Source organism: Bradyrhizobium sp. USDA 4451, assembly GCF_054822585.1.
Map to the genome: position 1 here is coordinate 7700351 of NZ_JBTRCH010000001.1, position 19938 is coordinate 7720288.

Consider the following 19938-nt stretch of genomic DNA (forward strand, 5'->3'; position numbering starts at 1 on the left):
CAATTGACGTACCAAGCACACATCCCGGGCGTGCCGCCTTCACGCACCGTGCTGATCACGGGTGGCGCCGGCTTTATCGGATCGCATCTTTGCGACGCACTCTTGCGGCGCGGAAACCGCGTGATCTGCGTCGACAATCTTTTCACCGGAACGCTCGACAACATCAAGCCGCTTCTGAATCATCCCAAGTTCGACTTCATCCAGCATGATGTCCGCGAAGCCTTGAGCATTCCCGGGGAAGTCGACCAGATCTACAGCCTGGCCTGCCCGGCCTCGCCACGGCATTATCAGCGGGATCCGATCGGCACCATGAAGACATGCGTCATCGGCACCATGAATGTACTCGAGTTGGCTCGACAGAAGACCGCGCGCATCCTGCAGGCTTCGACCAGCGAAGTCTATGGCGACCCTGAGGTGCATCCGCAACCGGAAAGCTATGTCGGTCATGTCAACATGATCGGCCCCCGCGCCTGCTACGACGAAGGGAAACGCGCGGCGGAGACGCTGATGTTCGACTACCAACGGACCTATGGTGTAGATGTGAAGGTCGCACGCATCTTCAACACCTATGGACCACGCATGCTCGAGAATGACGGACGCGTTGTCTCGAATTTCATCGTCCAGGCGCTGCGCGGCGAACCGATCACGATCTACGGGGAGGGTCGCCAGACGAGAAGCTTCTGCTTCATCGACGATCTCGTCAGGGGACTCGAAATGCTGATGCAGAGTCCGTCAACGGTGACAGGGCCTTGCAACCTCGGCAATCCTCAGGAGATCACCATCGAGGCCATCGCGCGAACGGTTCTTGCATGTACCCAGTCGGCCTCGCCGCTGCGGTTCGAATCGCTCCCGGAAGACGATCCCAAGCGCCGGCAGCCCGTCATCGAAACCGCCGAGCGATTGCTTGGCTGGCGTCCACGCGTCACATTGCAGGAGGGGTTACAGGCGACGATCGCCTACTTCTCGCTCCGCATGGCGACACCTTCTCCCGCGCTGGTGAGCGCGCGTCCGTCGGCGAACTCTGCACGGCGCAGGCGGGCGCAACTGACCCTGGCCGGTCATCAATGACACTGCCAGAGACGGTCTGGATCGGCGACCGCGAACCGCGATCGATCACTGTATCTTCTCCACAGCTGATCGGTCGCGGCTATCGCGACTATCATCGATTTGCCATTGCAGACCGGCGAAGCGCCGAAGCCGGCTTTCCGCTCGAACGCGACGTACTCCGTTCCGGTCGCGTCGTTGGCGTGCTGGCGCTCGACCTTGAGCGCGATGAAGTCGTTCTGACCCGTCAATTTCGGATCGGCGGTCATCTCGCCACCCGACGCAGCGAGATGATCGAGATCGTGGCTGGTCGGGTTGATCCCGACGAGATGCTCGAGTCGGCAGCACGACGCGAGTGCATCGAAGAGATCGGGCTCACGCCGTTGTCGATGCTGCGGCTATTCGACTTCCTGCCGGCGCCAGCTCTAGCTGACGAAGTCATGACGCTCTTCTTGGCTCACATCGATGCCGGTGCAGCGCCTGTTCGGGCGGGTGCATCGTACGAAGGCGAAGACATTGAGGTCGTCCGCTGCCCGATCGGGCAAGCCATTCAACTGATGAAGCGAAACGAAATCCAAAGCGGTCCAACGATCATTGCCCTACAGTGGCTGCAACTGTCATTCGCGTCGCTCCATGATTCGATCCCGCAGCCACACGGCGACGAGGTTTCGAGTTCTGCTCCGCGCTGACGGGCGTGCATGCACTCACAACCAACAGGAATGGTCGGTGAATTTGCCATTCGCACCTACTCGACGATACGCTTTGCCGAAGCACAGCAACGTTCTGACGCAGGTCCGAGGGGAGCTTGATGGGCAACCCTATGCTTGGGCCGCCGCCCGAACGCTGCACTGGGCCCGTCCCCCCGGCAGGGTTATGTGCTACAGAACAAAGCGCGGTCGACTACCTCGCGTAAAAGAGGCACGGATCGCCATGCATCAGCTTATGGCAGCTCGCAGCAAAAGATAAAAAAATTGTGTTCGTTCAACATATTATGCATTTCGACGGTTATCAAATGAGAGCGCCAATCGGAAAACAAACAAGGGAATGAGCAGATGGCTCGCGAGAACGATGGCGCGGCGGGCAATCGTCCATGGCGCTGGGGAACCTCGCCGAGATTTCTGACGTGATCGGCGGCCCGCGAGGATCGCATAGCGACGAAGCGAGGTCGCTTGGCTGAGCACGGCCGGTTAGCCCCTATCCGCGGCAGCGATTGGAATTCGAGTCTCTGGAACGCCTCCGCCGTCCTACTTTCATTCACATATGCTAATGCGGGAACTCTCTGGGTCAGCATCAATCAAGGTTGCCTGTATCCAACACCTCAACCCGGATGTTCAGGCAACGGCCTCAGCACTGGCCTCCGGCCCCCAGAAGTGTTGAGGCCGTTTCGCTGCGCGCATTGGCCGCATGCAGCCATTCCCGCGACGAGGCGATATTCCCGTACCTTCCCGGTGCAATTGGCGCGCGCGGATCGCTATAGAACGCGCAGCGAACCGACACGGTCGGCCGCTTTCAAAGGGCGGACAAACCATGCCGAAGCACTGGTCAACGGAAGAAGAGCGGCGACTGCTCGAACTGCGCGAAAACGGGCTGACATGGATCCGCGTGGCCCGGCTTCTGGGCAGAACCGAAGCCTCGGTCGTGGGCCGCTATCTCAAGCACCTGAAAAACAAGAGGCAGCCGCGCAAAATCGTCTGCAGGCCAAAATTGCGCCTACCATCCCGGAATCCGCTGCTCGAACTTGCTGCAGCGGTGTTGGCCCGAAACAGGCAGCTACGAGCCGAGTTGATCGACAGACGATGGAGAGCCGTGGCACTCGAAAGCCGGCTGCAAGCGCTTAGTGATAACTTAGCCAGAGAAATGCAGCGCGCCAAAGATAACGTCGGCATGCGATCAACCCTCACTGCGGGTTCAGCAGAGCATATTCTCTGTATCACCGTTTCGCGCTCGGTATCCTCAAGCCTGCCGAACGAGAGCGAAATCCTTGTCGACGAATGGTGATCTGCTTGACTCTTCGTCGGGTTTTCACATCACGCGCTCCAGTTGGAAGCAGGAGCGTCAGCACTCTCGCTGGAGTTGCGACGACAACCTCGAGCGGACCGGCAAAGCATGAGCCTCATTGCGTCCGGACGCATTCAAGTATGAAGCGGGTCCAGCGAGCAGGCCGACGATAGGAACGGCGGCACGTGTGAATCGGCACCACATCGAACCGCGAGGGATTTCCGGCTCGGATGGTTTCAGTCCGGATCCTACCTCCGACGACATTATGCTACCGGCCTGGATACGCCAGTCGAGTTCGCCAACAGTTCCGCGACGTGCATCGTCTTCCGGCCAGTGCATTGCTCGATCTGCTCTCGGCAGCTGAACCCGTTGGCCAGAATTGAGGTGCCACTTGGCGCATTCCTGATCCTTGGCAAAAGGGCACGTTCGGCCGCAGTGACGGATAGGTCGTACTTGTCGCGTTCGAATCCGAATGCTCCCGCCATTCCGCAGCATCCTGACTTCATGATCTGATAATCCAATCCAAGGTGATCGAGAACGTGTCGTTCTGCCGACGGCGTGAGCACCGCGTGATGATGGCAGTGAAGCTGCACCAGCGCCGCGCCTGACATTCGGCCGAGTTGCTCGCCCGAGACGTGGCGATCCAGGAACTCGGTGAAGTACAGCATCTGCCGCGACAGCCGTCCGGCGTGCTCGTGGCCTGGAAAGAGGTTCGGCAATTCATCACGGAATGCGCTAACGCACGCCGGTTCAAGGCCAACGATCGGCATACCTGCCCTCGTAGCCGCCGCGAGTGACGCAAATGTGCGTTCCCAAAGCGTCTTGGCACGATCGAGCATACCCCAATCGTAGAGCGGCCGCCCGCAACACAGAATCTTGTCCGGAATCGTCACTGTGAATCCGAGCGCTTCCAGAACCTGCGTCGCCGCTATCGCGGTTTGCGGCCTGAAATAATTGTTGAACGTGTCCGGCCACAGCATGACCCTGTTGCTGCCGGTTCGCTCACCGCGGGCTTGAAACCATTGGACGAAGGATTGGCGAGCATAGCTTGGAATCCTGCGTCGCGGCGAAATTCCTCCGGCCCATTTGGCCGCTGCTGATAGACCTGGCGATTGTAGCACCGTGTTGACCAACCAAGGCATGGTGCTTGCGAGCCGCGACCATTGATGGATCAACCCCATGGAATAGGCGGCGCGCGGACGCACGCGCCCCTTGTAGTGATGCGCGCGGAATTCGGCCTTGTAGGTCGCCATATCGACCTGCACAGGGCAGTCGCTCTTGCAGCCCTTGCAGCCAAGGCAAAGATCCAGCGCCTCCTCCACCTCCGAGCTGCGCCACAGGTCGTCGATAGGCCCGCCATGCAGCATCTCGAACAGCAGCCGTGCGCGACCTCGTGTCGAGTGTTTCTCCTCGTTAGTTGCCATGTAACTCGGACACATCACGCTCTTGTTGCTGTCGCGGCGCCGGCAAGCCCCGACGCCGACGCATCGGCGCGTCGCCTTCGCAAAGCTGTTGTGGTCGTCCCTGTAGGAGAAGTAGGTGGACACATCGGGCGGCTGATAGTTCGGTCCGATCCGCAAATTCGAGGTCGGCGGGAACGGATCAATCACCTTGCCCGGATTCATCCTGCCCGACGGATCCCAGATAGCCTTGAATTCCCGGAACGCCTGCATCAGTTCCGGCCCGTACATCTTCTCCAGCAAACTAGCGCGAGCCTGGCCATCGCCGTGCTCGCCAGACAGCGAACCTCCGTAGCGAACGACGAGATCGGCGGCTTCGTCGAGGAATCGCTGCCAATTGGCAAGGCCAGCCTCGGTGCGCAGGTCGAACGGCACGCGGCAATGGATGAGGCCATCGCCGAAATGTCCATAAACCGATGCTTCGTAGCCGTGCTTGTGGAAGAGCGTCTTGAGCTCGCGCAAATATCGGCCGAGGTCTTCACGCCGAACGGCGCTATCCTCCCAGCCAGGATGCGATTCCGGAAAGTTCGGCACATGGGCGGTCGCCGCCAGCGCCGCCTCCCGCACTTCCCAGATCTTGGCCTGCTCCTTGTGATCGGCTACCAGCTTCGTAGCGTGCCCGCGTCGCCGAAATTCCTCGGCCAGCGGATTGGCCTTCGCCGTTGCTTCGTCGCGCGTGTCGGCCCCGAACTCCGCGATCAGCCAGCCGCCTCCTGACGGCAGCGCCTTCACATTCTCAGGATGAAGATGCTTCCGCTGGACGAACTCGACCAGCAAGCGGTCGATCCCTTCCAGCCCGATCGGGTTGTAGGGCAACATATCGGTCACGGCATCCGCCGCGAGATAGATGTCCTCGAAGCCGACGATGACAAGTACACGGTATCCCGGGCTGGGCATCAGGTTGAGCCCGGCGCGCAAGACGATTGCACAGGTGCCCTCGGTTCCGACAAGCGCTCGCGCGACGTTGAACCCGCGCTCCGGCATCAGCTCATCCAGATTTTCGTATCCTGACACGCGGCGCGGAATTCTGGGATACTTCGCCAGAATGAGATCGCGGTAACGGCCACGAAATGCATCCAATTGCCGGAATATCTCTGCTCGGCGTCCGCCTGCGGCGAGATGCTGGCGGAATTGCTCCTCGCTGGTCGGGCCGACCTCGAGGCGAACGCCGTCATAGGTGAGGATATCCAGCGAATGGACATTGTCCGAGGTCCGGCCCGCCATCACCGAGTGCACGCCGCACGAATTGTTGCCGATCATGCCGCCGATCGTGTTGTGGTCGTGCGTTGCGGGATCGGGTCCGAAAGTCAGTTGATGGCGTTCGGCTGTCGTGCGCAGATTATCGAGAATACACCCGGGCTCGACCTCGGCAATCCGCGAAACCTCATCGATTGAGATCACGCGGTTGAGGTATTTCGAACAGTCGATCAGGACTGCAAAGTTGCAACCCTGCCCAGCGAGACTTGTCCCGCCGCCGCGCATCACGATCGGGGCGTCGAACTTGCGACAAATCTCGAGAGTTGTGGTGACGGCTGCCGCCGAACGCGGGACCACCACGCCGATCGGCACCTGCCGATAGTTCGATGCATCCGTGGCATAAAGCGCTCGGCTGCCGGCATCGAACCGCACCTCTCCATCGACTGTACCGGCGAGTTCGCGGCCGAGGTCCCCATATTGACCTGGAGGGCGAGGCGCCACCTCCTCGCTGGTGATCCGGCCGCTCGGCGTTCGCTCGATGCGCCGCTGTGAGCCCCGCGCTTTGCGATGGTCGATTTCCAGAGTGTGGCTCATCGAGCCTCCTGTGCTCAGAAACGCGTGGCCCGACCGAGATAGCCATCGGCCAAGGCCACGCCCGCGTCGACAGGGCGAGGCGCGTTGCAGATTTGGCTAGGCGGCCGATCGCCACGATGGCCCTCGGTTTCCCCGCCATGGGCACCAGAACGCGTACGGTATTCGTCGCCGGCGTTCGGGTCAGATGATCTCGCGGACCACGTCGGACGCCACCGTCAGAGCGATCTTCCCGCCTGCCGGGGTGCCTCGAACCAGCGATTCGGCGAGGTTCTTGAGCTGGCTCATGCTCGCCTTGGGCGGCATCGGCGGCTCGTGCGGATCGACGGTGGCTTCGACCAGCACTGGGCCACGGGTATTCAGGGCCTGATGCAACACTTCGCCACAACGCTTCGGGTCGTCGACGCCAAACGCATTGAGCCCGAAGCCGCGCGCCACGGCAACAAAGTCGATAGGTTGCAGATCGCAGACGTATTCCGGATTGCCCAGAAACACCATCTGCTCCCATTTGATCTGGCCGAGCGTATTGTTCTTGATCACGACGATCTTCACATCGAGGCCATATTTCATGCAGGTTGCGAGCTCGCCCAATAGCATGGTGAGACCGCCATCGCCGACGAAGGCCACAACCTGCCGCCCCGGATGAGCGACCGCGGCGGCAATCGCATAAGGCAAACCGCAGGCCATGGTCGCGAGATTGCCGGAGCACGAGAACATCATGTTTCCACGTATTACGAGCTGACGTGCGATCCAGGTCGTGATCGTTCCGGAGTCGGTTGTCACGATCGCATCGTCGGACAGCAGCTTGTTGAGCTCATGCGCGACGACCTCAGGCTTCATGGGTTTGTCTTCCCTGGTGCCCCGCTCGGTCATCAGCTGGGTCCATTCCTTCATTCCACTCTGGACTTCCTCCAGGAACGAGCGGTCGTCCCGATAGTTCAGCCGGCGCAGCAGCGCCTGGAGGGACTTGGCGGTGTCGCCGACGAGACCTGCTGCGACGGGATACCGTAAACCGATCCGCTTCGGATCAAGCTCGATTTGGACCGCCTGCGCCTGTCCGGGCTTGGGATAGTACTCAATATAGGGAAACGTGCTGCCGGCGATCAGCAGCGTGTCGCAGGCCTCAATCGCCTCCTGTGCCGGCTTGGTGCCGAGCAGACCGATACCTCCTGCCGAGAATGGACTGTCGTCCGGGATTACGCCTTTGCCCAGCAGCGGCTTGATCACCGGCGCCCCGAGGCGCTCCGCCACGGCCAACACCTCATTGCGTGCGTCAAGCGCGCCGCGGCCGGCGAGAATGGCCGTCTTCTTGCCGGCGTTGAGAATGTCGGCGGCACGGCCGAGTTGCTCGTCACTCGGCGCCTGTGCGGAATGGACCATCAAGTCGGAAACATGATGGGGGATATTGCGCTCCGACTTTCTAGCGGTCTTCACGGGCTGAGACTGCATGTCGACCGGGACCGTCACATGCGCTACACCGCGATAGGCGAGCGCAGATCGACAGGCCAGCTCCATCACGTTCTCGACATGCTGTGGCCCCATGACGCGGCTGTTGTAGACACAGACATCCATGTAAAGCTTGTCGAGTTCCACGTCTTGCTGGGTGAATGTGTGGAGCAGATCGTGGAATTGCAGTCCGGTGATCGCAAGTACCGGCTGCCCATCGAGCTTGGCGTCATAGAGACCGTTGAGGAGATGAATGCCGCCGGGGCCGGACGTTGCGAGGCACACGCCGAGACGGCCGGTCCACTTCGCGTAAGCGCAGGCATTGAATGCTGCCGCCTCCTCATGGCGAACCTGAACGAACTTGATCTGGCCCTGACGCGTCCGGAGCGCTTCGATGATTCCATTGATACCGTCGCCGGGGATGCCAAAGACGGTGTCCACGCCCCAGTCGAGCAGCGTTTCGACCAGCACGTCTGATGCAGTCGGAGATGCCATGGTTTCTTCCATTCCTAGTCGCCCGCTGATCGGAAAACAGAATGCGGTGAGGAGCGTTCCTAGCGACCTCCGGTGAACTGCAGTGGCACCGAGCTTCAGGAACCCTTCCTTGCCGTGCGCTGTTGGCTTCGCAACGGGAGGACGGCACATGCGACACAGGCTTTTGCATGAAAGCAGCGGACAGAAGACCTATGCGGTTATCCTCGATACCGACGAGGAGGTGATGGCGTCGCTCAAACGTTTTGCTGCCGCCGAGAAGGTGCGCACGGCCCAGATCACGGCCATCGGTGCCTTCCGCGATGCCGTCCTGCTGTACTTCGACTGGAGCAAGAAGGAGTACTTGCGGATTCCGGTCTCGGAACAGGTTGAAGTCGCCTCCATGATCGGAGACGTCGCCGAGGGGCCGTCCGGCGAGGCGGAACTTCACATTCACGTCGTACTCGGCAAGCACGACGGCAGCGCGATGGTCGGACACCTCGGTGAAGCGCACGTGCGGCCGACGCTCGAAGTCATCGTCACGGAAAGCCCCGCTCACTTGCGCAAGCGAAAGGATCCGGAAAGCGGCCTCGCCCTCATCCGGCCGGAGGCGTGATGATTCCGATGTCGCGCGCGCTTCGAAATCGCACAGTCGTGATAACGGGCGCATCGGCAGGCGTCGGAAGAGCTGCCGCGCACCGATTCGCCCGCGCCGGCGCGAGGATCGGTCTGATTGCCCGCGACGAAGCTGCCCTGAACGGCGTGAAGGACGAGATCGAGAGCCTGGGCGGCCGCGGCTTCGTGGCGTCGGCCGACGTTGCGGATGCCGACCAGGTCTTCGCGGCAGCTGATGCCATTGCGCAGCATTTCGGGTCCATCGATATCTGGATCAACGATGCGATGGTCACCGTCTTCTCGCCGGTGTGGGAGGTGACGCCGGCCGAGTTCCAGCGCGTTACCGATGTCACCTATCTTGGTGTCGTCCACGGCACGATGGCCGCCTTGCGCCACATGCGCCCGCGCAATCGTGGCACGATCGTTCAGGTCGGCTCCGCCCTGGCGTTTCGGGGGATTCCGCTGCAAGCCGCCTATAGTGGCGCCAAGCATGCCATCCGCGGCTTCACGAATTCGCTGCGTGCCGAACTCATCCACGCGCGGTCGCACATCAATGTCACGATCGTGGAGCTGCCGGCCGTCAACACGCCGCAGTTCGATTGGGCTCGCACCCATATGGCGCATCAGCCCCGCCCGGTCCCGCCGGTCGTCCAGCCTCACGTCATCGCAGACGCGCTCTATCGCGCGGCTCTGCGCCCGTCGCGGGAATATTGGATTGGCGTCAGCACGCTGGTGGTCATCCTTGCAAATATGCTGGCGCCAGCGCTTTTCGATCACTATCTCGCACATGCGACGGTCGACGGGCAGCAGACCAAATTTCCCGTCGTTCCCTACCGAAAGGACAACCTGTTGGAACCCGTCCGTGACCTGCATCGCACCCGCGGCAGCTTTGGCGACGAGTCACGAGATCACGCGATTCTGATACGAGGAACGATCGCCCGGATCGTTCCGGTCGTCGCAGGCGGCGCCGCGCTCTTGGTGGCGGGTCTGCTGGCTCGTCCACGTTCGCGTCGAGCGCTCCCGGCCCGGCACCGGTGGTAGAAGCCGGTCACGAGCTTGACCATTCGCCAGTGAAGGCGGTCTCAGGCGACCCGTCCCCTATATGCCAGCAGATGCGGCCCGAGTTCGTCAATTCGGCTCGCACCGAGCAGCCCCATTGCATCCAACGCCTCCGATTGGAGGATTTCGAGTGCACGCAAAGCACCTGAGGTTCCAGCGGCACAGAGGCCATACAGAGGAGCGCGCCCGACCCAAACGGCGTCGGCGCCTAACGCGCAGGCCTTGAGCAGGTCGGTTCCTCTCCGCACTCCACCCAACATGTAAAGTGCGATCTTGTGCCCGACGACATCCCGCGCAAGCGGTAGCAGATCGAGCGGTGAAATCGTCCAGTCCAGTTGCCGGCCGCCGTGACTGCTCAGCACGATCCCATCCACGCCACTGTCGCACGCACGGCGCACGTCCTCGAGACAGAGCAGTCCCTTGAGGATGAACGGCTTCTTCCAGCGCCTCCGTATCTTCGCGACAGTATCCCAGCTCAACGACGCCGGCTGATGGGCGCGCACCCAGTTGGAAGCCGCGAAGAAGCTGCGCTGGTCTTTGGGCACGAAGTCGATGATGTTGGCGAAGCTAGGAATCCCGTGCGACAGCGGGTTCCGCGCGAGCCACAGCGGGTGCGCAAGACTTTCGAGGGCCGCGAACGACGAGAGCCGCGCTTTTCCGACCTGGTTGCGGCGCTGCCACTCGCGGTCGCCAAAAATCTGCGCATTAGTCGTCAGCACCAGCGCTTCGCAGCCCACCTGGTCGGCACGCTGCAGCAGCTCCTGCCAGATTTCATCGCCGCCAAAAACATAGAGCTGCCACCAGTGGCGTACGCCCGGCGCGGCGCGAGCCACCTCTTCCATCGTGTCATTCGACATCGTGCTTTGCACGAACGGAACGCCGGCATGCGCCGCGGCCTGGGCCAGCATGCAATCCCCATGGGAGCGAAAGATGCCGTTGAGCCCGGTGGGTGAGACCACCAGCGGCATCGCCGCCGAGCGACCGCCGATCTCTGTCGCAAGCGTCCGCTGCGAGACATCGACCAGGGTGCGAGGCATGAAGCGCCAATTGGCGAAGGCGCGCCGCTCGCCGTCCATCGCGGCTTCATCCTGCGCCCCACCTTCCAGATATTCGAGCGCAAAGCGCGGCAGCCGCTTATGGCTCATCGCGCGCAGATCGGAGATGGCGACGGCGCGTTGCGGGTTGAAACCGGTATAGTAGCGGCGCGCCGGTGTCCCATCGAGCTGCGCCAACTGCGTGTGTCGATTGGGCTCGCGCCCGGCCGGCCGCGATCGGCGCGCCAGCGCAACGCCGGCAATGCCGCCAGCCAGCCCCGCGACGGCGCACGCCAGCATCTGAATGAGACAACGTTCCGATTTATCGTGAGCAAGGGGCCGATCTGGAGCCTGCATGACAGCCTCAAATTTGCGCGTCCTTGAACAGCGGCGACCTCTGCTTCGGACCAAGCTTCCTCGCGCTTCGTTTGTTCCTGTTTCCGAAGCCGGCACGCGACCTTCGCCGATCCTCGGACGTTACGATTTTTTCATCTCGCCCTGGCCCGTGTTCCAGCAATACGCCCGTTCTGCACGCGTTGAACGGCAAGGGCAAACATCGTGTTCAAGAAGAGGAAGCATCATGAAGAAGTTCGCTGTCGCGCTCCTCGCGACCACCGTCTTGGGCGCTCCCGGCGCCTTCGCTGCATCCGACAATCAGCAGCCACAGCAAAGCAAGCAGATGCAGCAGAACCAAAACGGACAGCAACGCCAGAGCGGCGAGAACGCTCAGAACCAGCCGAGTCAGCAGAATGGTCAGCGGCAAGCGGCCCAAATGACCAGATGATTTCGCCTGACAGCCTTTCGCGAGGCGAGATTCGGCAGATTCAGCAGGCGCTCGACAAGGACGGCTTCAAGGCTGGCCGGACCGACGGCCGTTGGGGCCACGAAACCGAAAATGCTGTGAAGCAATTCCAGCAGAGCAAGCAGCGCCAAGCGACCGGACAGCTAGACCAGCAGACCGTCGCCGACCTTGGCCTGGACAGCTCGCAGTTCTCGCAACAGAACCAGCACAAGTAGGCCGGCCTCGCCGAGTGCGCGGATGAGATCCGCGCAGTCGGCGTAGCAACGGGATACGTGAGTCCCAGGCATATAAGCGCGTGTCACTGGAACCATCTCGGCTATCCGTGCTTCTCTTACGGTAGAGAGCGGTTCACCACAATGCGCGGTCGGCCAGCCACACCGTCAGTTCTCTGGATTTACGCAGGAGTGTTCGTTGCCCTCGCGAGCCCCGCGCCTAGCGCGTATGCCGCACTCAACGAAACTCAGTTGGAGCAGGTGGGCGTCTCCCCGAAACCGGGCGAGCAGTTGCCGCTCGACATAGGGCTCACGAATGAGCTGAACTACACCAAGCCTCTTAGGGCATGGTTGCAGGCGATGCCGACCGTTTGGGTCAGCGCCGATTACACCTGCTCGACGCTTTGCGGACCGCTCCTGTCGATTGTATCTAACGCGCTGGCCGACACGGGACTGCGGGCGGGCGCCGATTTTCGGCTCGTGGTGTTCGGCCTCGACCCAAAGGATACGATCGCGGACGCCCGAGCCATGAAAGCCGAGCAAATCACCACCCGCGGAGCGGTCGCGGACCATGCGACATTCTTGCGAGGAACTCCTGCCGGCGTGAACGAGCTCTTGGCAGCTTTCCATATTCGAACGAGCTATGATAGCGAACGCGATCAATTCGCCCACCCAGTTGCCGCGTTCGTGGTTACGCCCGAGGGCCGCATCTCGCGCGCGCTGTCCGGCCTCGCGATCGATCCCGGAACTCTGCGACTAGCCCTGGTCGAGGCCGGCCGCGGCCACGTCGGTAGCTGGTCGGATCAGGCCCACCTGCTCTGCTACGGCTTCGATCCAGCAACCGGCATCTACACCCTGGCAATCCAGCGAATGCTGACTGGCGCAGTGACGATCACGATGGCCGGGCTCATGGTGCTGGTAGCCCTTCTGATCAGGCGGGGTGGCGCCTCACCCAAGCCGGGCTGAAGAGGTGACCCTCATTAGCCAGCGCACGGTCGAAAGCCAGCCAGAGCAGCGTTCCAATGAAGAGCACTGCGGCGACCAGCATCAGCGCCGTCATCAGCGGCGCGATATCGTGGATCGCCGGGAGAATTAGAATGGTGGCTTCGCAGCAGCGCATCAGCAGGGTCAACCCGCAGAGCATCATCAGAGCGCGGGGATCGGAGCGAACCCTCGCGCTCAGCAGGCCGAAGAACGGTAGCACGAACTGGCCGAAGGCCACAGCAGCAAGCAGATATTGCCAGCCCTGCTCCGATCGGGCCTGATACCACGACACCTCGTCCGGGATGTTGCCCGACCAGATCACGATGTACTGCATGGCATGAAGGTAACCCCACAGCAGGATCAGCGAGAGCAGCAGTCCGCTATGGCCGGCGCTGCGTCTCATCGGGCGTCCCGCGAGCAGACTGACGCCGAGCACAAATGCAAAGCTGCTGAGCAGCGTGAAGCTGAGATAAAGAAGGCCGTAGACCGAGGAATGAAACTCCGGCTCCAGCGATTCCATCCAATCGATGCCGGCGAGCGATACGGTCAAGGCGTAGACGACCAATCCGGTCGACGCCGCACGCACCATGGCGACGTCGTCGCGCCATGCCCGGCGGAGCCAAACCGCAAGCCCGATCCAGAGCCCAAAATAGATCGCGCCGCGCAATATGAGGAACCAGGGTGCAAGGTAGTGCGCCTTGAATGATGGCAAACCGCTCGGATCGACCATTGCCGGATAAATCTGCTTCATGAAAGGCAGGACCGGCACCGACGCCAAGGCAATGACTGGCAGCAACCCCGCTGCGGCGACAAATTGCGCGTGCAGCGCTTCGGTCCAGGCGCGACGGACCAGATAGCTGGTCATCCACAGTGCCAGAGCTCCGATCGGAACCGCACCCCACGTCACCCACGCCACGAGATACGCCGATGCGGTGGAACGGCCATCGAGAATAAAGCCGGTCACCAGGGGCAATCCCGTAACGACGAGAACGATCGACCTGATATCGCGGCGCATGCTCATGGCTGCCCCGTGAGCTTGGCGCGCGCGTCCGCCGGAACGTCTTCGATCGAAGTACGGCGGCTAAGCTGCAGGGCGCGGATATAGGCCACGATGGCCCAGCGGTCCTGGGCTGGCACGCGCGCGGCGTAGGAGTACATCGCGCCATAGCCGTTGGTGATCACGTCGAAGAAGTGCTGATCGTCGGCCGCCACCAACCGGTCGACGTGGTAGCTGGTCGGGTGCGGCATCCCGCGACGAACGATGATGCCATCGCCGTCGCCGCCCGCGCCGTGGCACGGCAAGCAGAAGATCGCAAATCGCTGCCGCCCCCGGTCCAGCAGTTCGGCCGATAGTGCGGGTTTGGTCGTCGCCGCCCTCTCCCGCTCCGGATCGTCGCGCGCCACGGTGTTGGCTGGAGCAGGACGCAATACGCTGCCACGAAACAGTGGCGCCCGCGAATACTCGCTGTATTTCGGCTGCACATCCATATTCTGGTCGCAGGCCGCGAGGGCAAAGGCGAGCGTGACGGTGAACACCGACCTGATCATGGCGGCACGCGCTCCACCGACGCCGCGCCTACGCCGGTCAGGAACGCTGCAGTCGCCCGGTCGTCGAACATTGGGTCCTCACCCTTGATACAAAGGAAGAAGCGGTCCTTGCTGGCGAGGTGGAAGCGCGACGCCGAGAAGACTGGATAGTTGAGCCGCGGCAGGCCGTTCCAGCAGAGCATGGCGACCACCATCGCAAGTGCTGAGAACAGGATAGTCAGCTCGAATGTGACCACGGCGAACGCCGACAACGCGTAGATCGGTCGGCCCCCGACATTCAGGGGATAGTCATAGCTGACGAAAATCTGCATCAAGAGCGCGGTGCCCGCTCCTGCAAAGGCGCCGACCAGGCCGACCACGGAGATCCAGGGATGCGGGATATGCAGGATGCGCGCCAGGCCCTCGACGGGAAACGGCGTAAATGCATCGAGCTTGCGATAGCCGGCGGCGCGCGCGTGCCGTGCGGCAGCCAATAGCGCTTCCGGGCTCTCGAACTCTCCGAGCATTCCGTAGGCGCGCTCAGCCATGATGCGCCTCCGCCTTTTCCTCGTGGAGGAGCTCCTTGGTCTCGAAGACCGAGATCATCGGGATCAGCCGCACGGCGATCAGGAACGGCACCAAGAACAGACCGATCGTGCCAAAATAAGTCGACCAGTCCCAGAAGGTCGGCGTGAACTTGCTCCACGACGACACCAGGAAGTCGCGATAGAGGCTCGTGACCAGGATCATGTCCCGCTCGAGCCACATCCCGACCGCAACCGAAATCGAGATTAGGAGCAGCGCCCAACCGGAGCGCCGCACGCCGCTCCACCACAACGCTTGCAGTGGGACGAAGTTGAACAGCACGGCGCCCCAATAGGTCCAGGCGTAGACACCGGCGACGCGGTCCAGCAGCGTCCGCATCTCGTGCGCCTCGCCCGAGTAGAGCGCATCGAACACCTCGAACACGTAGCCGTAACCGGTCATCAGCCCGGTCGCGAGCAGGACCTTGCCGAGCACATCAAGATGATCGTCGGTGACCAAGTTTTGCAGCCCGAACCAGGAGCGCAGCGCGACAGCGATGATTGCGACCACTGCAAAGCCGGAGAACGCGGCACCCAGCACGAAATACGGCGGGAAGATCGTCGAGTGCCATCCCGGGATCTGCCCGGCTGCGAACAGCAGCGACACCTCGCTGTGAACGGACACAACCAGCGGCACGGCGAGCGCCGCGGTTACCCGATAAGCCTGCGACCAGCGCAGCCAATGTACGGCGGAGCCACGCCAACCGAGCGACGTGATGCCGAAGAAGATCTGCCAGCCCCGTTTGGTCGCGCGGTCGCGCGCGGCGGCAAGGTCCGGGATCAGCCCGGTGTACCAGAACAGCAGAGAGACCGTCAGATAGGTCAGCACCGCCCAGATGTCCCATTCCAGCGGGCTGCGAAACTGCGGCCAGACCCCCATCGTCGCGGGATAGGGAAACATCCAGTAGACGTACCAGGGTCGACCAAGGTGCAGGATCGGGTAGATACCGGCGCAGACAACCGCGAACAACGTCATGGTCTCCGCAAAGCGGTTCAGCGAGTTGCGCCACTCGCTGCCGGTCAGCAGCAGCAGCGCCGAGATCAGCGTGCCGGCATGACCGATGCCGAGCCACCAGACGTAATTGTGGATCGCAAACGCCCAGTTGACAGGAATGTTGATGCCCCAGATCCCGACGCCACGCGTGAACAGCTCGGTCACCGAGATCACCAGCAGCAACAGCAGAGCGCTCGCCAACGCCATCGCGATCACCCAGCGGCGTTCCGCCGGAAAATGCAGCGGAATGCCAGTGAGCTGGTCGGCGATGCCCCCCATGCTCTGGCGCCTTGGCAGGATGTCGGAACGATCGCTCATCCCTGCCCGCTCCCAGAGCCGTCCTCGCGCCAGCGCGCCAGATATGTGGTGCGGGGACGGGTACCGAGTTCTTCGAGCAGGGCATAGTGCCGACCATCGCGCTTCAGCCGCGCCACCTCGGAATTGGGATCGTTGATGTCGCCGAACACGATCGCCTTGGTCGGACAGGCTTGCTGGCATGCGGTCACGACCTCGCCGTCGCGCAGTGAACGGCTCTCCCTATCGGCCGTGACATGGGCCGCCTCGATGCGCTGGACGCAATACGTGCACTTCTCCATCACGCCGCGCGAGCGCACCGTCACGTCGGGGTTGTGCGCGGCCTGAGTCGGGGAATCCGCTGGCGCCCGGTAGTCGAAGAAGTTGAAGCGTCTCACCTTGTAGGGGCAATAGCTCGAACAGGTCCTTGTGCCGATGCAACGATTGTAGACCATCTGGTTGAGCCCTTCCGGACTGTGCGTGGTCGCATGCACCGGGCATCCCATCTCGCAGGGCGCGGCCTCGCAATGCATGCAGGGCACCGGCTGAAAATAGCTTTTGGGCTCATCGATGCTGCCGTCATAGTACCGGGCGATCCGCAACCAATGCATCTCGCGGCCAACTTTGACCTGCTCGGCCCCCACGACGGGCACGTTGTTCTCAGCCGTGCAGGCCGCCACGCAGGCATTGCAGCCGATGCAGGCGTCGAGATCGATCACCATGCCCCATGCGTTCTCCGAGGACGCCCATTGCGGATAGAAGCTTGCCTGCTCGGACGATGACGACTTCACTGCTTCGCCGGGGCCCACTTCGCGAACGAGATCGAAACCTTCCATGCGGTGGTGCAGCTGCGTCACCGCGAGCGTCTCGGTGCCATCGACCTTCCGCAAGCTGCCCCTGGCGAGCCACGGTTGATCCGCCGGCCGCAACCGGTAGGCATCGTAACCAAGACCGTCGCCAACCCGCCCGGCCCGGGTGCGGCCGTAGCCGAGATAGAGCGCGACCGTATTGCCAGCCTGGCCCGGCATGATCCAGACCGGACCGGTGACACTGCGCTCGCCAATTCGCACCTCCACGTGATCGCCATTGGCGACCGGGATGCGCCTCGCCAGATCGGGAGCGATCGCGACAATATTGCTCCAGGTAACCGTCGTGAGCGGCTTCGGCAGCTCCTGCAGCCAGCCGATGTTGGCATACTGGCCATCCCAAATGGTCGGATCCGGCCGGAAAACGATATCGATTTCACCATGCGGCAAGGGCGCGGTAACAGTTCCACTTGCCGGCCGTGCGTCCACAAAGGACGCTGCGCCCTGCACGAAACCATCATGCAGCGCCTGCTTCCAGCGCGTCGAATACGTGTCGCCGAATCTGGCCCGCCAGGTTTCACGGACGGCGGCATCAGAAGCTGGATCGATCTCGCCGAGCAGCATCGCGACGATCTGGTGGATGGTTCTCACGTCGTAGAACGGTGCGATCACCGGCTGGATGATGGTCGTCGTCCCATCGACCGCACGCGCGTCGCTCCAGCTCTCCAGCGCATGCGCCATCGGCAGTTGCCATTCGCAGAGCGCGCCAGTTTCATCGCGCTGCAAGCCAAGATGCAGCGAGGTTCTGACGCGCTGAAGCGCCTCCGCCGCCTTGAGCTCGCCGGGCGCACTGTAGGCCGCATTGCAATCGATCACGATCAGCGAATGGACTTTTCCAGCGTCGATGTCGGAGACAAGCTCCGTGAGCGTCCCGGCGTCCGCCGGACCAGCAATCGGCTCTGTGAACTTCAGAGTCTGCCCGGCATTGCCGAGAGCATCATTGATCCTTGCCGCCCAGATGGCTGCCGCCTGTCCTGCGACCGGGCCGGCGACGATCAAGGATTTGCCGCGCGCATTGCCGCAGGCATCAGCCGCGCGCTTGATCCAGTCGCGCTCACGTTCCGTGATCTCGCCCGCGGCGGCGCCCGAAACGCCAAGCGCGTGCGCCAACGCTTCCGCGAGAACGGGCATACGCGAGGCGTCGGCGATCAGCCGGGCAGCAGCAATGGCGCCAGTCGCCGAAGGCACGCTTTCTGCCATGAGCAATCGATTGCCAGGACGATCGCCAAAGCGATGCCGCGATGCTGCCCAGCCCCGCGCATTGCGCACCTGGTCGAGGCCGGGGCCGAGGACATCATCGTCGAGGCTAACGATGACGTCGCATTGTTCCAGCACGTAGTGGAGGTCTAACGGCTTTCCATAAGCGGCGTTGGCGAGCGATCGCTGGGGAGATGCCGCGACGGGAGCATGGAGATGAAGCCGTGCCTTGGGAAATTGCTTCACCAATTCATCGAGCTGTCGCAACAGGGTCGGCGAGGTAATCGGACCGGCCAGCAGTCGCAGCCCCTCGCCTCCGTCCTTGCTGAACCCCTCGCGCAGGACACCGACCGCCGCAACCACGTCGTTCCAGCTCACCGGTTCGCCGCGATGCGTCGGAGCCTGGGCGCGGTCGGGATCGTAGAGCCCAAGCACTGCGCTCTGCATGAAGATGTCGCTTCGCCCGCCAGTCACGGGGTGGTCGGGATTGCCGTCCAGCTTGGTCGGCCGGCCCGAATAGGTCGTGGCGATCACCGGCTGCGCATAGCCGTCAAGGACGACAGCGGTGGCGTAGCGACGCGGCACTCCGATCGTCGCGTCGTCGGGTTGATCGACATAGGGTAGCGCCGCCACGAACGGACTCTTCTCGCAGCCCGCGAGCCCGGCGAGCGCGAAGGATGCGCCCATCAGCTTGAGGAACTCGCGCCGCGCGGTCGGCGAGAATGTCCGAGCGGCTGGATATTCGGCATCGACGAAGGCCTGGAACGCGGGATCGTGAGAGAGTTCCTCGATGCCCGACCACTGGCGCCGCCCACCGTCCGGCGCGATGGGCTGGTTGTGGTATTGGCGGGCGTTGCGCGTCATCGGTGACACACCGTGCAGTGGGTAAGTTCGCCGAAGCGGATCTTTTCGTGCGCCGCGATGGTCTCGCCCTTGGCGCGAGCATCCGTCGGCGGCACCCATGCCATATCGGTGATGTGCTCCGGCGGCCGCAGCTTCGGTGCCGGGTCGCGATGACAATCCAGGCAAAACTCCATGGTGAATGGCTTGGCGCGATAAGTCAGCGCCATTTGATCGATTCGGCCGTGACAGTCTGCGCATCCAACGCCTTTGGCGATGTGGATGTCATGGCGGAAATAGACGTAGTCCGGAAGCTTGGCGACGCGCGTCCATTGGATCGGTGTGTGGCGGGCAAGGCTTTGCCGGACCGGTTCCAGCATGGGGGCGTTGGTCCAGATCTGCGAATGGCAGGTCATGCAGGTTTCCGTCGGTGGCAAACCGGCCTGGGGGCCGCTCTCGACATTGCTGTGGCAGTAGCGGCAATCGATCCCGAGTTCGCCCGCGTGGTGGCGATGACTGAACGGCACCGGCTGACGTGGGCGGACGCCGGTCGAGGTCATGTAGGACGACCGCGCAAAGCCAATGATGCCAACCGTGCCACCGGCCATCAGCGAAAGACTTCCGACAAGGAACAGCCGCATCCACGTATCGGCGGCGGGTGAAAAGAGCTGAGCCATCCGTGGCCGATCAGCTGGCGGGCACCTGATCGTCAAGCTCGGCTTC

Annotated in this window: 17 protein-coding genes; 8 read left to right on the forward strand and 9 right to left on the reverse strand. The window is 62.5% G+C overall.

What is annotated here, in order from left to right:
• Positions 1–3 precede the first annotated feature (3 nt).
• The 3 genes from ACVMB0_RS36090 (at position 4) to ACVMB0_RS36100 (ending at position 3042) form a co-directional block, all read left to right on the forward strand.
• A complete protein-coding gene (locus ACVMB0_RS36090) occupies positions 4–1068 on the forward strand; it encodes a UDP-glucuronic acid decarboxylase family protein (RefSeq protein WP_461349242.1) in 1065 nt (354 codons plus the stop codon).
• Positions 1065–1733 (forward strand): NUDIX domain-containing protein, encoded by a 669-nt coding sequence (locus ACVMB0_RS36095; RefSeq protein WP_456797740.1) that lies wholly within the window; start codon positions 1065–1067, stop codon positions 1731–1733. The genes ACVMB0_RS36090 and ACVMB0_RS36095 overlap by 4 nt, the downstream gene beginning before the upstream one ends.
• A gap of 838 nt (positions 1734–2571) precedes the next feature.
• Complete coding sequence (locus tag ACVMB0_RS36100; protein WP_461349243.1) at positions 2572–3042, forward strand: hypothetical protein; 471 nt, start codon at positions 2572–2574, stop codon at positions 3040–3042.
• Positions 3043–3305: 263 nt separating this feature from the next.
• Here ACVMB0_RS36100 and ACVMB0_RS36105 read toward each other — a convergent pair whose 3' ends face one another.
• Together ACVMB0_RS36105 and ACVMB0_RS36110 are read right to left on the reverse strand one after the other, a co-directional pair.
• Positions 3306–6293 (reverse strand): FAD-binding and (Fe-S)-binding domain-containing protein, encoded by a 2988-nt coding sequence (locus ACVMB0_RS36105; RefSeq protein ID WP_461349244.1) that lies wholly within the window; start codon positions 6291–6293, stop codon positions 3306–3308.
• A 180-nt stretch (positions 6294–6473) separates the two neighbouring features.
• Positions 6474–8243, reverse strand: a complete 1770-nt coding sequence (locus tag ACVMB0_RS36110) for a thiamine pyrophosphate-dependent enzyme (protein WP_461349245.1) — start codon at positions 8241–8243, stop codon at positions 6474–6476.
• Positions 8244–8379: 136 nt separating this feature from the next.
• Between ACVMB0_RS36110 and ACVMB0_RS36115 the strand changes: the two genes are divergently transcribed.
• Together ACVMB0_RS36115 and ACVMB0_RS36120 are read left to right on the forward strand one after the other, a co-directional pair.
• Positions 8380–8823, forward strand: coding sequence for a PPC domain-containing DNA-binding protein (locus ACVMB0_RS36115; protein ID WP_461349246.1), 444 nt, complete (start codon positions 8380–8382; stop codon positions 8821–8823).
• Positions 8823–9863 (forward strand): SDR family oxidoreductase, encoded by a 1041-nt coding sequence (locus tag ACVMB0_RS36120; protein WP_461349247.1) that lies wholly within the window; start codon positions 8823–8825, stop codon positions 9861–9863. Before ACVMB0_RS36115 ends, ACVMB0_RS36120 begins: the two co-directional genes overlap by 1 nt.
• A gap of 41 nt (positions 9864–9904) precedes the next feature.
• On the opposite strand, the gene ACVMB0_RS36125 is transcribed toward ACVMB0_RS36120, so the two are convergent.
• On the reverse strand, positions 9905–11272 hold the full coding sequence (locus tag ACVMB0_RS36125; RefSeq protein WP_461349248.1) for an alpha-hydroxy acid oxidase: 1368 nt from the start codon (positions 11270–11272) through the stop codon (positions 9905–9907).
• Between ACVMB0_RS36125 and ACVMB0_RS36130 the strand changes: the two genes are divergently transcribed.
• The 3 genes from ACVMB0_RS36130 (at position 11271) to ACVMB0_RS36140 (ending at position 12895) form a co-directional block, all read left to right on the forward strand.
• Complete coding sequence (locus tag ACVMB0_RS36130) at positions 11271–11699, forward strand: hypothetical protein (protein ID WP_461349249.1); 429 nt, start codon at positions 11271–11273, stop codon at positions 11697–11699. The genes ACVMB0_RS36125 and ACVMB0_RS36130 overlap by 2 nt on opposite strands.
• Entirely contained in the window at positions 11696–11932 is a 237-nt protein-coding gene (locus ACVMB0_RS36135) for a peptidoglycan-binding domain-containing protein (protein ID WP_461349250.1), read from the forward strand. The genes ACVMB0_RS36130 and ACVMB0_RS36135 overlap by 4 nt, the downstream gene beginning before the upstream one ends.
• A gap of 189 nt (positions 11933–12121) precedes the next feature.
• Positions 12122–12895 carry a thioredoxin domain-containing protein gene (locus ACVMB0_RS36140; RefSeq protein WP_461349251.1) on the forward strand — a complete coding sequence of 258 codons (774 nt, stop codon included), beginning with the start codon at positions 12122–12124 and terminating at the stop codon, positions 12893–12895.
• Here the strand turns inward: ACVMB0_RS36140 and ACVMB0_RS36145 are convergent.
• From ACVMB0_RS36145 to ACVMB0_RS36170, 6 genes are read right to left on the reverse strand one after another with little or no spacing between them, the layout of a single operon-like run.
• Complete coding sequence (locus tag ACVMB0_RS36145) at positions 12861–13934, reverse strand: hypothetical protein (RefSeq protein ID WP_461349252.1); 1074 nt, start codon at positions 13932–13934, stop codon at positions 12861–12863. The genes ACVMB0_RS36140 and ACVMB0_RS36145 overlap by 35 nt on opposite strands.
• Positions 13931–14461 carry a c-type cytochrome gene (locus ACVMB0_RS36150; RefSeq protein WP_461349253.1) on the reverse strand — a complete coding sequence of 177 codons (531 nt, stop codon included), beginning with the start codon at positions 14459–14461 and terminating at the stop codon, positions 13931–13933. The genes ACVMB0_RS36145 and ACVMB0_RS36150 overlap by 4 nt, the downstream gene beginning before the upstream one ends.
• Complete coding sequence (locus ACVMB0_RS36155; RefSeq protein ID WP_461349254.1) at positions 14458–14988, reverse strand: DUF3341 domain-containing protein; 531 nt, start codon at positions 14986–14988, stop codon at positions 14458–14460. The genes ACVMB0_RS36150 and ACVMB0_RS36155 overlap by 4 nt, the downstream gene beginning before the upstream one ends.
• A complete protein-coding gene (nrfD, locus tag ACVMB0_RS36160; RefSeq protein ID WP_456753105.1) occupies positions 14981–16336 on the reverse strand; it encodes an NrfD/PsrC family molybdoenzyme membrane anchor subunit in 1356 nt (451 codons plus the stop codon). Before nrfD ends, ACVMB0_RS36155 begins: the two co-directional genes overlap by 8 nt.
• On the reverse strand, positions 16333–19239 hold the full coding sequence (locus ACVMB0_RS36165; protein WP_461349255.1) for a TAT-variant-translocated molybdopterin oxidoreductase: 2907 nt from the start codon (positions 19237–19239) through the stop codon (positions 16333–16335). The genes nrfD and ACVMB0_RS36165 overlap by 4 nt, the downstream gene beginning before the upstream one ends.
• Positions 19236–19892 carry a cytochrome c3 family protein gene (locus ACVMB0_RS36170; protein ID WP_456753103.1) on the reverse strand — a complete coding sequence of 219 codons (657 nt, stop codon included), beginning with the start codon at positions 19890–19892 and terminating at the stop codon, positions 19236–19238. Before ACVMB0_RS36170 ends, ACVMB0_RS36165 begins: the two co-directional genes overlap by 4 nt.
• Positions 19893–19938: the final 46 nt, after the last annotated feature.